12 protein-coding genes, 1 tRNA gene and 1 pseudogene are annotated in these 15186 nt (G+C 69.8%); 8 read left to right on the plus strand and 6 right to left on the minus strand.

What is annotated here, in order from left to right; translation table 11 throughout:
• The coding region (locus D7X55_RS21715; RefSeq protein ID WP_199747063.1) for a methylenetetrahydrofolate reductase at positions 1-563 on the minus strand (563 nt) is incomplete at its 3' end.
• A 103-nt stretch (positions 564-666) separates the two neighbouring features.
• On the opposite strand from D7X55_RS21715, the gene gcvT reads away from it, so the two are divergent.
• The 3 genes from gcvT (at position 667) to gcvP (ending at position 5186) form a co-directional block, all read left to right on the plus strand.
• Positions 667-1752: a glycine cleavage system aminomethyltransferase GcvT gene (gcvT, locus tag D7X55_RS21720; protein WP_121724077.1), complete on the plus strand. Its 1086-nt coding sequence runs from the start codon at positions 667-669 to the stop codon at positions 1750-1752.
• 38 nt (positions 1753-1790) lie between these two features.
• A complete protein-coding gene (gene gcvH / locus D7X55_RS21725) occupies positions 1791-2174 on the plus strand; it encodes a glycine cleavage system protein GcvH (protein WP_121724078.1) in 384 nt (127 codons plus the stop codon).
• Positions 2175-2285: 111 nt separating this feature from the next.
• Entirely contained in the window at positions 2286-5186 is a 2901-nt protein-coding gene (gcvP, locus tag D7X55_RS21730) for an aminomethyl-transferring glycine dehydrogenase (RefSeq protein WP_121724079.1), read from the plus strand.
• Between the two features lie 65 nt (positions 5187-5251).
• On the opposite strand, the gene D7X55_RS21735 is transcribed toward gcvP, so the two are convergent.
• From D7X55_RS21735 to D7X55_RS21745, 3 genes are all read right to left on the minus strand, one after another.
• On the minus strand, positions 5252-6151 hold the full coding sequence (locus D7X55_RS21735) for a cation diffusion facilitator family transporter (RefSeq protein ID WP_121724080.1): 900 nt from the start codon (positions 6149-6151) through the stop codon (positions 5252-5254).
• 51 nt (positions 6152-6202) lie between these two features.
• Complete coding sequence (locus D7X55_RS21740; RefSeq protein ID WP_120550943.1) at positions 6203-7447, minus strand: energy transducer TonB; 1245 nt, start codon at positions 7445-7447, stop codon at positions 6203-6205.
• A 119-nt stretch (positions 7448-7566) separates the two neighbouring features.
• Complete coding sequence (locus D7X55_RS21745; RefSeq protein WP_233609985.1) at positions 7567-9435, minus strand: SpoIID/LytB domain-containing protein; 1869 nt, start codon at positions 9433-9435, stop codon at positions 7567-7569.
• A gap of 22 nt (positions 9436-9457) precedes the next feature.
• Here D7X55_RS21745 and D7X55_RS21750 point away from each other — a divergent pair, with 22 nt between their 5' ends.
• Positions 9458-11131 (plus strand): nitrous oxide reductase family maturation protein NosD, encoded by a 1674-nt coding sequence (locus tag D7X55_RS21750; RefSeq protein WP_306437738.1) that lies wholly within the window; start codon positions 9458-9460, stop codon positions 11129-11131.
• 75 nt (positions 11132-11206) lie between these two features.
• Here D7X55_RS21750 and D7X55_RS21755 read toward each other — a convergent pair.
• Positions 11207-11278 (minus strand) — tRNA-Cys (locus D7X55_RS21755).
• Positions 11279-11410: 132 nt separating this feature from the next.
• On the opposite strand from D7X55_RS21755, the gene D7X55_RS21760 reads away from it, so the two are divergent.
• The 4 genes from D7X55_RS21760 (at position 11411) to fdxA (ending at position 14620) form a co-directional block, all read left to right on the plus strand.
• On the plus strand, positions 11411-12562 hold the full coding sequence (locus D7X55_RS21760) for an acyl-CoA dehydrogenase family protein (protein ID WP_120550944.1): 1152 nt from the start codon (positions 11411-11413) through the stop codon (positions 12560-12562).
• A gap of 102 nt (positions 12563-12664) precedes the next feature.
• Positions 12665-13015: a rhodanese-like domain-containing protein gene (locus D7X55_RS21765; RefSeq protein ID WP_199747067.1), complete on the plus strand. Its 351-nt coding sequence runs from the start codon at positions 12665-12667 to the stop codon at positions 13013-13015.
• Between the two features lie 69 nt (positions 13016-13084).
• Complete coding sequence (asd, locus tag D7X55_RS21770) at positions 13085-14173, plus strand: aspartate-semialdehyde dehydrogenase (protein WP_121724081.1); 1089 nt, start codon at positions 13085-13087, stop codon at positions 14171-14173.
• A gap of 111 nt (positions 14174-14284) precedes the next feature.
• A complete protein-coding gene (gene fdxA / locus D7X55_RS21775) occupies positions 14285-14620 on the plus strand; it encodes a ferredoxin FdxA (protein ID WP_120550947.1) in 336 nt (111 codons plus the stop codon).
• Between the two features lie 92 nt (positions 14621-14712).
• Here fdxA and D7X55_RS43455 read toward each other — a convergent pair.
• Positions 14713-15186, minus strand: a pseudogene (locus D7X55_RS43455) (hypothetical protein); the annotation flags it as partial.

Genomic DNA, 15186 nt, shown 5'->3' on the forward strand with positions numbered 1-15186 from the left:
AAGTAGAAGGCGTTGTCGAAGAAGAGCTGCGTCACCACGAAGTCCATCCCCGCATCCACCTTGGCCTTCAGGTGTTGGAGGTCGTCCTCGCGAGACGCCGTCTCCACGTGGCCCTCCGGATAGCACGCGCCCCCCAGGCAGAAGTTGAAATCCTCTTCTCGGACGAATCGGACCAGCTCCTCCGCGTAGCGGAAGCCCCCGGGCACCGGCTCGAACTTCGTCTGCCCCTGCGGCGGGTCCCCTCGCAGCAGGAGCACGTTCTCGATGCCTGCCGCGCCGAGCCGGCGCAGCACGTCACGAAGCTCGTCCCGGGTGTGTCCCACGCACGTCAGGTGCGCCATGGCCTCGATGCCGGTGTGCTGCTTGATGTGTGTGACGAGCTCCACCGTCCGGTCGCGCGTGCTCCCGCCCGCTCCGTACGTCACCGACACGAACCCCGGCTCCAGCGGCGCAAGCTCCTCCACCGTGCGCAGGAGCGAGGCCACGCCCGCGTCCGTCTTGGGAGGAAAAAACTCGAAGGAGAAGCTCGGCTTGGAAGGGTTGAGGCAGTTGCGAATCTTCATGTCGGGATGAGTTTAGTCCCTTCCGCGTCGGCCTTGATCGGAGAAGGTGCGCCGCTATAGTCCGCGCCGTTTCGCCACCCCCCACCTGCCCATGGAGAAGTCAATGACCCGGCGTACGCCCCTCAACGAGGCCCACCGCAAGCTGGGGGCCCGGATGGTCGACTTCGTTGGCTGGGACATGCCGGTGCAGTACTCGTCCGTCATCGCCGAGCATGAAGCCGTGCGCACCGCCGTGGGCCTGTTCGACGTCTCCCACATGGGGGAAATCGAGTTCACCGGCCCTGGCGCGTTGGAGACCGTGAACCGGCTCATCTCCAACGACCTCGCCCGCTGCCAGGACGGCCAGGCCGTCTACGCGGGCCTGCTCAACGACCTGGGCGGTTTCGTGGACGACGTCGTCGCCTACCGCTTCAGCCCCGAGCGCATCCTCATCTGCGTCAACTCCAGCAACCGCGAGAAGGACTTCGCCTGGATGAGCGCGCGCGCGGAGGGGGTCAAGCCCGTGGACCGCGGCGACGAGTACGCGCAGATCGCCGTCCAGGGCCCCAAGGCCGTGGGGCTGGTGCAGCGCCTGACCCAGGCGGACCTGTCCAAGGTGGGCACCTACCGCTTCACCGAAGGGGAGGTGGCCGGCGTGAAGTCCATCATCTCCCGCACGGGCTACACCGGCGAGGACGGCTTCGAGCTGTACTGCGCCGCTGGCGACGCCGTGAAGCTCTGGGACGCGCTCCTGGAGGCCGGGCAGCCGGACGGCGTGAAGCCCTGCGGCCTGGGCGCTCGCGACTCGCTGCGCACGGAGATGAAGTACGCGCTGTACGGCAACGACATCGACGACGCGCACACCGCCCTGGAGGCGGGCCTGGGCTGGATCGTCAAGCTGGACAAGGCGGGCGGCTTCATCGGCAAGGACGCGCTCGTCGCGCAGAAGGCCGCGGGCGTCCCTCGCAAGCTCGTGGGCTTCGAGCTCACCGGCGCCGGCATCCCGCGCCACGGCTACCCCATCCTCAAGGACGGCGTCCGCGTGGGTGAGGTGACGAGCGGTACGCAGGGCCCCACGGTGAAGAAGCCCATCGGCATGGGCTACGTGCCCACGAACCTGGCCACCGAAGGCTCCACCTTCGACGTGGAGATCCGCGGCCGCGCCGTGCCCGCGGTCGTCGTGAAGACCCCCTTCCTCAAGAAGTCCTGATTCCTTCCCGTTCGCACCCGTTGCGAGGAGCCGCCTCCATGTCTGACAACATCCCGCAGGACCTGAAGTACACGAAGGAACACGAGTGGGCCCGCATCACCGGCAAGACCGTGGTGGTGGGCGTCACGGCCCACGCCCAGGAGTCGCTGGGCGACGTCGTGTACGTGGAGCTGCCCAAGCTGGGCGCCACCCTCACCGAGGGCAAGAACTTCGGCGTCATCGAGTCCACCAAGGCCGTGTCGGACCTGTTCGCCCCCATCTCCGGCACCGTGGTGAAGGTGAACGACGAGCTGACCGGCAACCCGTCCCTCATCAACTCCGACCCGTACGGGAAGGGTTGGATTGTGGAGGTCGAGCCCTCGGACGCCGGGCAGGTGGGCAAGCTCCTGGACGCCGCCGCCTACGAGCCGCTCACCAAGTAGTCACGCGCGCGCAAGAAGTCCGGCGTCCCGGTTGTTAGAGACGCTCCATGAGGCACCGAGCCCGCTCGGACGCCGACCTTCTTGACGCACCTCACGCGAGCCCTTCCGACCATGTCCCTCAACTGGAAGTACCAGGAGTCCTTCGCCGGCCGGCACATCGGCCCGGAGACCCCTGAAGTGAAGCAGATGCTGTCCACGCTGGGCGTCACCTCGCTCGATGCCTTCATCGAGAGCGCCGTGCCCCCCGCCATCCGCTCCCAGGAGCCCCTGCGCCTGCCCGCCGGCCGTGGCGAGAACGAGGTGCTGGCGCAGCTGGAGGCCATCGCGGCGAAGAACCAGGTGTTCCGGTCCTTCATCGGCATGGGCTACAGCGACACCCACGTCCCCAACGTCATCCTGCGCAACATCTTCCAGAACCCGGGCTGGTACACCCAGTACACGCCCTACCAGGCGGAGATCGCCCAGGGCCGTCTGGAGGCGCTGCTCAACTTCCAGACGATGGTGACGGACCTCACCGGCATGGAGGTGGCCAACGCCTCCCTGCTGGACGAGGGCACCGCCGCGGCGGAGGCCATGGCGCTGGCCATGCACGCCAAGGGCGACGGCACCGGCGCGTTCTTCGTCTCCGACGCCTGCCACCCGCAGACGGTGGACGTGGTGCGCACGCGCGCGATTCCGCTGGGCGTGGAGGTCGTCGTGGGCGACCACCGCACGGTGGACCTGTCCGCGAAGAAGTTCTTCGGCGCGCTGGTGCAGTACCCGGCCACGGACGGCGTGGTGCACGACTACCGCGCCTTCGGTGAGAAGGTGCACGCGGCGGGCGGCCTGTTCGTCGTCGCGGCGGACCTGCTGGGCCTCACGCTGCTCACGCCCCCGGGCGAGTTCGGCGCGGACGCGGTGGTGGGCAGCGCGCAGCGCTTCGGCGTGCCGCTGGGCTACGGCGGCCCGCACGCCGCCTTCTTCGCCACGAAGCACGCCTACACCCGCGTGATGCCGGGCCGCCTCATCGGCGTGTCCGAGGACTCGCAGGGCCGGCCCGCGCTGCGCATGGCGCTGCAGACGCGCGAGCAGCACATCCGCCGTGAGAAGGCCACGAGCAACATCTGCACCGCGCAGGTGCTGCTGGCCGTGATGGCCGGCATGTACGCCGTCTACCACGGGCCGGAGGGCCTCAAGGCCATCGCGGAGCGCGTGCACGGCCTCACGGTGGTGCTGTCGCGGGGCCTGGCGAAGCTGGGCTTCAAGCCGAAGTACGACCAGTTCTTCGACACGCTGCGCGTGGAGCTGACGTCTCCGCAGGTGCGCGGGGTGCTGGCCGCCGCGGAAGCCGCGAAGATGAACTTCCGCCGCATCGACGAGAAGACGCTGGGCCTGGCGCTGGACGAGACGACGCGCCCGAGCGACGTGCAGGACATCCTCGCGGCCTTCATCCAGGGCGCGAACAAGTCCGCGTCCCCGGTGAACCTGGACGAGGTCGCCGAAGGCCTGGAGAGCCCGCTGGCGCCGGAGCTGCGCCGCACGAGCGCGTACCTCACGCACCCGGTCTTCAACCGCTACCACTCCGAGACGGAGATGCTGCGGTACGTGCGCCGGCTGGAGGCGAAGGACCTGTCCCTCACGCACTCCATGATTCCGCTGGGCAGCTGCACCATGAAGCTCAACGCCACCGCGGAGATGATCCCGGTGACGTGGCCGCAGTTCAGCAAGCTGCACCCGTTCGCGCCCACCTCGCAGGCGGCCGGCTACAAGGTCATCTTCGAGCAGCTGGAGAACGCGCTGTCGCAGGTGACGGGCTTCGCCGGGTGCTCGCTGCAGCCCAACGCGGGCAGCCAGGGTGAGTACGCGGGCCTGCTCGTGATTCGCGCGTACCACCAGGCGCGCGGGCAGGGGCACCGCGACGTGTGCCTCATCCCGTCCTCCGCGCACGGCACCAACCCGGCCTCCGCGGTCATGGCCGGCTACCGGGTCGTCGTCACCAGGTGCGACGAGAACGGCAACATCGACCTGGACGACCTGCGCGCCAAGGCGGACGAGCACAAGGACAAGCTCGCCTCGCTGATGGTGACGTACCCGTCCACGCACGGCGTGTTCGAGGAGGAGATCCGGGAGATCTGCTCCATCATCCACGAGCGCGGCGGCCAGGTGTACATGGACGGCGCCAACCTCAACGCGCAGGTGGGCCTCACCGCGCCGGGCCTGGTGGGCGCGGACGTCTGCCACATCAACCTGCACAAGACGTTCTGCATCCCGCACGGCGGTGGCGGCCCGGGCATGGGCCCCATCTGCGTGGCGCCCCACCTGGTGAAGTTCCTCCCCGGACACCCCGTCATCCAGACGGGCGGGGCGGAGGCCATTGGCGCCATCAGCGCGGCGCCGTGGGGCAGCGCCAGCATCCTGCTCATCTCCTGGATGTACGTGCAGATGATGGGCGGCGAGGGCCTGACGCAGGCCACGAAGATGGCCATCCTCAACGCCAACTACGTCGCGGAGCGGCTGCAGCCGCACTACCCGGTGCTCTACCGGGGCAAGCGCGGCCGGGTGGCCCACGAGTGCATCGTGGACCTGCGCCCGCTGAAGAAGACCGCGGGCGTGGAGGTGGAGGACGTGGCCAAGCGCCTCATGGACTACGGCTTCCACGCGCCCACCGTGTCGTTCCCGGTGGCGGGCACGCTGATGATCGAGCCCACGGAGTCCGAGTCCAAGGCGGAGCTGGATCGCTTCTGCGACGCGATGATCGCCATCCGCCAGGAGATCCGCGACGTGGAGGAGGGCCGCGCGCCCAAGGACAACAACGTCCTGAAGAACGCGCCGCACACCGCGCGCACGCTCACCGCGCCGGAGTGGAACCGCCCGTACACCCGCGAGCAGGCCGTGTTCCCCACGCCGTGGGTCCGCGACAACAAGTTCTGGCCGTCCGTGGGACGCCTGAACAACGTGCTGGGTGACCGCAAGCTCGTGTGCTCGTGCCCTCCCATCGAGGACTACGACACGCCCTCGCAGAAGGTCGCCTAAGCGGCGTCACAGGCAGCAGTCACCGGGGCCGTCTTCCAGTTCAACGGAAGGCGGCCCTCGTGTTTTCAGCGGGCCTTCGCGGGCTCCACGTGGACCACCACGTCCACGACCTGCGGATAGGCGCCGTGCAGCGTCTCCTCCACCTTGTCAGCCACTTCGTGGGCCTGCGCGGTGGTGAGCTGCGGGTCGACCTCAATCTTCAGGTCCACGTAGACGCTCTCCTCCATGCCCCGGCTGCGCACGTCGCGGCACGAGCGCACGCCCGCCACCGCCAGCGTGTGCTGGGACACCTGCGCCGGATCCAGGCGCGCGGTGTCGGAGAGGATGCCCACCGCCTGCCGGACGATGCCGTAGGCCACCCACGCCACGAAGACCATCACCGCCAGCGCCACCAGCCCGTCCGCGCGAGGGAAGCCCAGCGCCACGAGGCCAATGGACACGAGCACCGCGATGGTCACGAACACGTCCGACAGCGTGTGCTGCGCGTCCGCGAGCAAGAGGGCGCTCTTGTACTTCTGCCCGTAGTGCCGCTCCACGCGGGTCACGACGAGGTTGATGACCAGCGTGAAGACCATCACCGCGGCCATCGTCACGGACACCGTGGGGTGCTTGTCGTGCAGGAGCGAGTCGAACGCCATGCGCCCCAGCTCCAGCATGCCCACGCCAATCATCGCGCCGATGCCCAGCGACGCGAGCGCCTCGAACTTGCCGTGGCCGTAGGGGTGGTCCGCGTCCGCCGGCTGTGACGCGACGCCCATGGCGACAAGGCCCAGCACGTTGGAGCTGCCGTCGATGAACGAGTGCAGCCCGTCCGCCGTCACCGACGCGGACTGGGCCATGAGGCCGAAGACGAGCTTGGCCGCGGCCACCACCCAGTTGGCCACGAGGATGGCCAGCAGGACGAAGCGGACCTTCCGGTTGCGCTCCTGGAGCGCGGCGCTGCGGTCGACGAGAGGGGCTTCCACGGCGGGGCAGGGTAGTGCTCCACGCCGTCCACCGCGAGGCCTGCGTGGGGCCTACTGTCGGAACAGCCGCATCCGGGGGCCGCCGCCCATCTCCAGGAAGAAGCCGAACTGGAAGCGCACCGTCGCGTCCTGGCCCAGCAGGCCCGACGGCGGGTTGGGGAAGGGCTGCGCGCGCTTGAAGGACGCCACGGCCTCCATGTCCAGGAAGTCCAGGCCGCTGCTCTTCTCCACCTGGATGTCCTTCACCGCGCCGCGCTCGTCCAGGGTGATGGAGAGCAGCGTCTGCCGGTCGCGCCCGGCGTAGATGTTCCCCGTCGGGTCGCGCTGGCGCAGCTGCTCGTTGGGGTTCCAGTGCATGCCCACGCTCTGCTTCACGCGGTTGAAGAAGCTGGCGTACTTCCACTCGCGCGTGTTGAGGAAGGTGCCGTCGCCCTCCTCCTGGTCGCGGAGCATGTCGTTGGGCGCCGCGCCCACCACCTTGTCCATGGCCGCCTGCGACGGCATCAGCGTGGCCAGGCCCGGGGAGCCCACGCGGCCCGCGGAGCCCTCCTGCTCACTTTCCTCGCTCTGGCCGGGCTGGATGCGCAGGCGCTTCGCGTTGCCTTCGGTGGCGTCGCTCTCCGACTGGTTCTTCACCGCCATGCCCGGGCCGCGCTCGCGCGGATCCGTCTTCATGGCGATCTCCTGCTTGCGGCGCGTCTCCGGCATCTCGAAGACGGGCTTCTTGCCGCCCTGGGACGGGGCCCGGTCATCCGCGCCCGTGCCGTTGTTGCCCGACACGCGCGGGGGCTGCACCTGGTCCTGCGCCGCGCCCTCCTGCTTCTGGGGCGCCGTCCGCTGGGGCATGGCGTTGCGGTAGAAGGCCGTCTGGTCGCGCGCGCGCGTCTCCTGCTCCACCGTGTTGTTGTGCTCGGCCAGGTACTTCGCGTCCGGGGACTGCTGATCATTGCCCGGGGCCACGTCCACCACCTGGCCGTTGGGCTTCGTCTCGTCCGGCTTCTTCTCTTCCTTCGGCTCGCGCTTCTCCGTGGGACGGGGCTTCGTCTGCTGCGGAGTCGCCGTCCCGCGGTTCTTCGCCCACTGGTCCGACGTGAGCGGCCTCACCGCCACGGAGGTGGGCCGGGCAGGGCGCTTCTCATGGGGGAGGGTGCCCTGCACGGCGGACACCAGCAGCACGAAGCCCACGAAGGCGGCCTGGGCCAGGAGCGCCAGGACGGCCGCCACCAGATAGCGCAGCAGGCCGCGCTGCTTCCGCGCGCGGCGCTGACGCCAGTCTGTCGAGGAACCCGTGCCCACGGCCTGATGATAAACCTCCGGACCGCTTCTTCAGTCCCGAACGTGCGGCCCGTAACAGCCGGGACATGGAAGAGATTCACGAGCGCGTGCGTTGTCGCGCCCGAAATGTCCGCTTCATCTCAGTAGATGGGGGCCACCTCCGCCCCATTGAAATAGAAGCGAAGGATCTCCGGATAGCGCTGCCCGGCCTCCGCCCGGCCGATGGCGCCTGTCTGACACATGCCCACGCCGTGGCCCCAGCCGCCGCCCCGGAACAGCCATCCGGTGAGCCGGCCCTCGGCGTCCCGCTCGGCCTCCACGGTGGCCATGCTGCTGTTGAGCATCCCGAAGAGCCGCCGGATGTTCAGCTCCCCGCGAACCTGGGTGGCGCCCTTCGTGCCGGACACGGTGAGCAGCCGGGCACGCCCGGACACCCCGCGCTCGGACAGGGCGAGCCCCTGGATGGACCCCACGCCCAGCTTCTCCGTGAGCGCGTCCACCTGGCCTTGAGTGAAGCGCTTCTCCCACCGGAACTTCGTGGGCTGCGCGAAGCTGGACAGCTTGCACGCGGCGGGCACGTCCGACGTCGCCAGCCATGCCTTGAGGTTGGACGGGCCGGGCACGTCCGGCGCGGGCTCCAGCAAGTCCGGCCGGCCGCGCAGGCTGGCATCGGGCGGGCCGCCCCACACCACGTCGTTGTCCTCGGTGTGGCCGCCGCACACGGCGCTGTAGACGGAGTCCACCAGCCGCCCGTCCTGGCTGAACAGGGCCTGCCCCCGGGTGGCCTCCACCGCGGCCGTGGTGCTGGCCGCCTCGCCGGTGCGGCCCCGGTACACCGCGCAGTGCTGCTCCGAGCAGAGCAGGTACGGATCCGCCAGGTGCTTGATGCCCACCTTCGCCAGCACCTCGCCGCGCGCGGTGACGGCCTGGGCCTTGAGGGCTTCGGGGTGGGCGCGCGCGAAGATTTCGGACGGCACCAGCCCCTTGAGCAGGTCCTCCAGGCCCACCACGTTCACCACCGCGAGCTTGCCGCTCCGGTCCACCGCGAACTGGAGCGCACCGCGGAAGCTGCGGTCCTCGAAGGCGTGGAAGTCGTAGCCCACGCCGTACTCCACCTGCCGCACGTCGAAGCCGCTGCCATCCGGCGTCTCCGCGTCCAGCCGGTCCTGCGCCAGGCCCACCACGGCGTCGTTCTCGTCCTTCAGCTCCAGGATGGCGCTGGACGGCTTGCGGACCTCCTCGAAGAGGGTGGTGCGCTGGCCGTAGCGGCGCAGCAACTCCGCCTGTTGCTCCGCCGCGGCCGCGGGCGTCAGCGCCTCGTCGCCCAGGAGGAGGTAGCGCCGGTTGTCGATGACCTTCCCCGCGATACCGTACACGGAGCCCAGCGTGTGCGTGCGCACCGCGAACCCGCGCGAGCGCCACGTCTCCTGCGCCTCCGCGAGCCCCGCCTTGTCCGCGAAGCGGAACTCGCCCAGCTGCACGCGCGCGCTCCACTGGGCCGGCTCGCCCTGCGTCACCCGCACCGTCCAGCGCGAGCCCGCGGGCGCGTCCAGCATCTTGTCGCCCGGGCCTCCGAAGCGCAGGCGCATCCGGCTTCGCGGTGAGAACGTCACCACGTCGCGCCCCTCCATCAGCTTGATGGGCAGGCGCGGCTCGCCGTTGCGGAAGTCCAGGCGCTTCAGTTCCTCCGGCCCGGGCAGGCCCGACGTGAGCGGATCCTCCAGGCCACTTGGAGCCGCCGGAGGCTTCACGCCCGCGTCCACGGGCTTCGCGGGGACGGAGACCTCCGGCTCGCCCACGCCCCGGGTGCTGGGGGCAGGAGTGGGCGCCGGCGTGGCGCAGGAGACGAGCAGCAGGGCGGTCAGGAGCAGGACGGCTTTGGACACGGCGGCGGCACCGTAGCCGCCATGGGGCCAACCGTCACGGTTCTCCCTCCCCCTGCGGCGCGTCCGTTGCCGGATGACCGGCAGTGAATAGAACGCCCAAGGCCACGCGTTGCCCCTGCTCATGCGAATTTCTGGAGGCAACCGATTGAAGACGCGACAGACCCTGGTGGCCTCCCTGGCCGCTTGCACCCTGATGCTTGGACTGCCCGCCTGTGGCGGCGGCGGTGGTCCGGGCGGGGGCACCGGCGCAGGAACGGGCGGCTCGTCCAACGCGGGCACCCAGGCGCCCGCGACGAACGCGGGGACCGGTGGTTCGGGCACGGTGCAGAAGACGAACACGACGCCGGGCAAGGCACCCCCCATCGGCGTGCAGCCGGTGGAGAACACCCCCGCCGCGCGGATGCCGGAGCACGCGGACCATGCGCCCCTCGCGGGGCCCGGTCCCCAGCCGGCCGTCAGCGCCCAGGCCATGGCGGAGACCGCCGCCACCACGCCCGCCCACGACTGGGTGGTGTCCCCCAACGGCAACGACGGCGCCGAGGGCTCGGAAGCCGCGCCGCTGCGCACCATCGGCATGGCGGTGAGCAAGGCGGGCCCCGGTGACCGCATCCGCGTGCTCGCGGGCACCTACGCGGAGCGCGTGGTGCTGGGCGACAACGCGAAGGCCGGCACGCCCGAGGCGAAGATCACGCTCCAGGGCGAGGGCCTTCCCAAGCTCACCCCCGGCAGCGGCTCCGGCGCGGCGGTGCAGGTGCGCCGTCCGAACTGGGTCATTGACGGGTTCGACATCGACGTGGAGGGGCAGCCCATCTTCGGCGTGACGTTCGAAGGGGACGTGCAGGGCTCGGTGCTGGCCAACTCGGACCTGCACAACGGCACCGGCGGCGCGGGCGTCACCTTCTTCAACAACGCCAAGGGCCCCACCATCGAGAACAACAACATCCACGACTTCGTGCGGACCACCGGCAACAAGGACTCGCACGGCATCGTGATGCAGCCCGCGTCCTACGACGTGACGGTGCGCAACAACGACATCCACGACAACTCGGGTGACTCCGTGCAGTGCCTGGGGCCCGAGGGCTTCAGCCAGCTGCCGCCCGCCACGGGCCTCCTGGTGGAGAACAACCACTTCTTCAACAACCGGGAGAACGCCGTGGACATCAAGACGTGCCACGACGTCATCATCCGCAACAACCGGATGCACCACTTCCTGCCGTCGGAGACGGCCAAGGGCGATGTGGTCGTCATCCACTACTCCGCCAACAACGTGCTGGTGGAGGACAACGAGGTGTATGACGGCGCCAAGGGCATCTCCGTGGGCGGCAACCACGAGGGCCCCGTGCCCCAGTCCGTCGTCGTGCGCCGCAACCGCGTGCACGACATCACCGACGCGGGCGGCGGCGAAGGCACCGCCATCCGCCTGGAGAACTCCAAGGGCACCGTGGTGGTGAACAACACCATCACCCGCTCCAGGGCCGGCATCATCCTGGGCCACGGCACCGGCGGCCCCACGGAGGCCCTGCGCGTGGAGAACAACCTCGTGGACTCGCCCATCAGCGTGGACATGGGCGGCCAGGCGCCCGGCTTGAAGATGAGCAACAACCTCTATCCGGCCGGCACGCAGTTCAAGAACAACGGCCAGCTCCAGGCGCTGGACGCCTTCAAGTCCGCGGTGGGGGACTCCACCTCCAACGGCGGTGACGTGACGGTGTCGGAACTCTTCGCGCCGTCCCCGGCCGCCCAGGACAAGGGGCTGGACCAGGGCCAGCCCTTCTGCGGCGCGGCCCCTGACATCGGCGCGGTGGAGCTGGGCTGCTAGGCCCACCCGGGAAAGCACCCCCGGAAAAGCAGAAGGCCCGATGCGGAAGTTTCCGCATCGGGCCTTTTTTCTGTGAGGCGCCACCCGGATTCGAACCGGGGAATGAAGGTTTTGCAGACCTTTGCCTTACCACTTGGCTATGGCGCCGCAGCGATTGGGGCCGGGTTTATACGCAGCCCCGGGTGAGCCGGTCAAGGAAGCAACACCATCCAGGCGCGCTTCTCCTCCCGCTACGATGCGGCGCGGGGCGTCAGGCCCTGGCAAGCGAGGGAGCACACGATGCTGCACGGCCATGGAGTCTTCCAGGAAGAGCACGAGGCCTTCCGCCGCACCGTCCGGGCGGTGGTGGACAAGGAGCTGCGCCCGTTCGCGGCGGACTGGGAGGCCCGGGAGGAGTTCCCCCGGGAGCTCTTCACCCGCTTCGGCGAGCTGGGCTTCCTGGGCCTGAGGTACCCGGAGGCCTATGGGGGCACGGCGGCCGGCGAGCTCTATGAGGCGGTGCTCCTGGAGGAGCTGGGCCGCTGCGGCTCCGGCGGCGTGGCCGCGGGGCTGGCGGGGCAGTTCACCATCGCCACCGGCCCCATCCACCTCTTCGGCACGGAGGCCCAGAAGCAGCGCTGGCTGGCCCCGGCCATCCGGGGGGAGAAGATTGGCGCCCTGGGCATCACCGAACCGGACGCCGGCTCGGACGTGGCGGGGCTGCGCACCACGGCCCGCCTCGATGGGGACCACTACGTCGTCAACGGCTCCAAGACGTACATCACCAACGGGGTGCGGGCGGACTTCGTGGTGCTGGCGGTGAAGACGGACCCGTCGCGAGGCCACAAGGGGCTGTCCATGCTGGTGGTGGAGCGGGGCACGCCCGGCTTCAGCGTGGGGCGCAAGCTCCAGAAGGTGGGCTGGCGCGCGTCCGACACGGCGGAGCTCTTCTTCGAGGACTGCCGCGTGCCCGCGGAGAACCTGCTGGGCGTGGAGAACCAGGGCTTCTCGCAGATCATGGGCAACTTCCAGTGGGAGCGCCTGTCGCTCGCGCTGGGGGCCATTGGCGCCATGGACGACATGCTGGACACCGTGCTGGAGCACGTGAAGCAGCGCCGCGCCTTCAATCAGACGCTGGCGGGCTTCCAGGTGGTGCGCCACAAGCTGGCGGACCTGTACACCGCCCGTGAGTGCGCGCGGCAGCTCACCTACCACGCACTGCGCCTGCACGTGGCCGGCGAGTACGCCGTCGCGCAGACCTCCATGGCCAAGAAGGTCGCCACGGAGACCTGCTGCCGCGTGGCCGACGAGTGCCTCCAGCTCCACGGCGGCGCGGGCTACATGATGGAGTACGACATCCAGCGTCACTGGCGCGACGCGCGGCTGGGGCCCATTGGCGGCGGCACCAGTGAGGTGATGAACGAAATCATCGCCAAGCAGCTGGGGCTCTAGCGCCCGGGGACCTCCCAGGGGCAGGCGGGCGGACAGGCGGGAAGAGGGGAAAAAGCCCTCCGGTTCATGTTCGATGGAGTCTGTCGCCTGGGGGAGGTCCCGGTGGAGCCCACCATCATCTGCGATGAGCTGTTCATGCGTCTGGGGGACGAGGATGTCCTCGTCCTGGATTGCCGCGACGCGATGGACTGGGAGCGGTTTGAAATCCACATCCCCGGCGCGCTGCGCATGACGGCCTCGGAGATCGCCCACGACCTGTCGATGCTGCCGGACGACGAGCTCATCGTCCTGTGCGGCACCACCCAGGACTGCGCGGACATCCGCCGCATCTGCCGCGTGTTGCGCCTGAGGGGGCGCAATGCCGTCTGCCTCGCCGGCGGACTGCATGCCTGGGTGACGGGGGGCTACCCCACGGAACGCCACGCGCGCGCTCCCTCCCACGCCCACCGGTGAGCGGCGGATGCAGCGCGTCGTGAAACGGTGTAAGGACCGCCCTGCCGTCCCCACCGGAGACTCCCCACGATGGCCAAGCTTCGCGCCGTGCTCATTGGCGCCACCGGACTCGCGGGTCAGCAGTTCATCGCTGCCCTGAAGGACCACCCGTTCATCGAGCTCACCGGGCTCGCCGCCTCGCCCCGCTCCGCCGGCAAGACGTACGCGGACGCCCTGCGCGCCTCCAACGGCATGCTGGCCTGGTTCGTCCCGGAGCCGCTGCCGGAGGCCATCGCGCGCATGACCGTGGTCAGCGGCGACGCCGTCCAGGCCAGGGACTACGACATCGCCTTCTCCGCCGTGGAGGCGGACGTCGCCCGGGAAATCGAGCCGCGCCTGGCCCGGGACATCCCGGTGTTCTCCGCCGCGAGCGCCTTCCGCTACGAGGCGGACGTGCCGCTGCTCATCCCCCCCGTGAACGCCGCCCACGCCCCGCTCATCAACGAGCAGCGCCGGCAGCGCGGGTGGAAGGGCTTCATCGTCCCCATCCCCAACTGCACCACCACCGGCCTGGCCGTGACGCTGGCCCCCCTGGCCGAGCGCTTCGGCGTGAAGGCCGTGCTGATGACCAGCCTCCAGGCCATGTCCGGCGCCGGGCGGTCTCCGGGCGTCATCGGCCTGGACATCCTCGACAACGTCGTGCCCTACATCCCCAAGGAGGAGCACAAGGTCGAGGTGGAGACGAAGAAGATCCTCGGGGCGCTCAACCCCGCGGGCGCGGCGCTCACCCCGCACGACGTGCGCGTCTCCTGCACCTGCACCCGCGTGGCCGTCCTGGAGGGGCACACCGAGTCCGTCTTCGTGTCCCTGGGGAAGAAGGCCACCGTCGCGGAGGTCGCCCAGACGATGCGCGAGTGGCAGGGTGCCCAGGTGGCGAAGGACCTGCCGTCCTCGCCGCCCCGGTGGATTGAAGTGCTGGACGACCCGTTCCGCCCCCAGCCGCGCATGGACCGGGAAACCCACGGCGGCATGGCCACCACGGTGGGCCGCATCCGCGAGGACGGGGTGCTGGAGAACGGCTTCAAGTACGTGCTCGTCTCCCACAACACCAAGATGGGGGCCGCCAAGGGGGCCATCCTCGTCGCGGAGCTGCTGCGGGCGCAGGGCTTGCTGGGCTGACCGGGGAAGCGGGCGGGGTGGGGCCCTAAATTCAGGGTGCCAACCCTGGCCGCAACCATCTACTGTGCGCGGCCACGGACGCGCGGATTTCCGCACAGAGGAGAGATCAACATGGCCTACGTCGTCGCCGAGCCTTGCATCAAGTGCAAGTACACCGACTGTGTCGAGGTGTGCCCGGTCAACTGCTTCTACGAGGGCGCGAACTTCCTCGTGATCCACCCGGACGAGTGCATCGACTGTGGCGCTTGCGAGCCCGTCTGCCCGACCAAGGCGATCTTCCCCGAGACCGAGCTGCCCTCGGAGTGGTCGGAGTACAAGAAGCTCAACACCGACTACTCCTCCAAGTGGCCCAACATCGCGGAGAAGAAGGCCGCCCTGCCCGAGGCCGAGGAGTACAAGGACAAGAAGGGCAAGCGCGCGGAGCTGAGCACCGCGCCCGGGAAGTAACCGCGGGCCGAGCCGCCCGAGCGCGCCCGTCGTGATGAAGGCCCTCGCGCCCCCAGGCGTGAGGGTCTTCGTCGTTCGTGGAGTCAGGACGTTCACCCCGCCTGGAGGACGCTGAGCCGCAGCCCCCGGGCCTCCAGCGCGTCGCGCAGCCGGGCCACGTCCTCGGTGGGAACGGGCCCATGGCGGCCCTGGATGCGCAGCGCCACCTCCCGGGGCCCCGTGCGCTCCACCTCCACGGTGGCCTCCATGGGCCCGCGCAGGCTCAGGCCCAGCGCCGGCCGCTGGGACTTCACGAAGACCTCGATCTTCTCGATGAGCGCCAGGGTGGATTCGACCTGCGCGACGGGCGGACCGGATGGCCCGGTGCTCTCCGGGGCGCCGCTCGCCACGCGGGCAGCCTCGGGCGTGGAGGCGCGCGCCAGGCCCTCTTCACGGGTGGGAGCGGGAAGGGGAGGCGACGCCGGGCGGGGTTCCGGGCGGAACGAGCGTTCCACCTCGCGGGCCAGCAGCTCCGATGCCCGGTGGGAGGCCTGCGTCCCGCCTTCCGCCAGCGCCTCGTGGCGCAC

It is taken from the genome of Corallococcus sp. AB049A (assembly GCF_003668885.1).
GTDB lineage: Bacteria > Myxococcota > Myxococcia > Myxococcales > Myxococcaceae > Corallococcus > Corallococcus interemptor.

Coding starts and splice junctions, on each gene's coding strand:
- gcvT (WP_121724077.1), top strand. CDS start 667: ATGACCCGGCGTACGCCCCTCAACGAGGCCCACCGCAAGCTGGGGGCC.
- gcvH (WP_121724078.1), top strand. CDS start 1,791: ATGTCTGACAACATCCCGCAGGACCTGAAGTACACGAAGGAACACGAG.
- gcvP (WP_121724079.1), top strand. CDS start 2,286: ATGTCCCTCAACTGGAAGTACCAGGAGTCCTTCGCCGGCCGGCACATC.
- D7X55_RS21745 (WP_233609985.1), bottom strand. CDS start 9,435: ATGAGCAGGGGCAACGCGTGGCCTTGGGCGTTCTATTCACTGCCGGTC.
- D7X55_RS21760 (WP_120550944.1), top strand. CDS start 11,411: ATGCTGCACGGCCATGGAGTCTTCCAGGAAGAGCACGAGGCCTTCCGC.
- asd (WP_121724081.1), top strand. CDS start 13,085: ATGGCCAAGCTTCGCGCCGTGCTCATTGGCGCCACCGGACTCGCGGGT.
- fdxA (WP_120550947.1), top strand. CDS start 14,285: ATGGCCTACGTCGTCGCCGAGCCTTGCATCAAGTGCAAGTACACCGAC.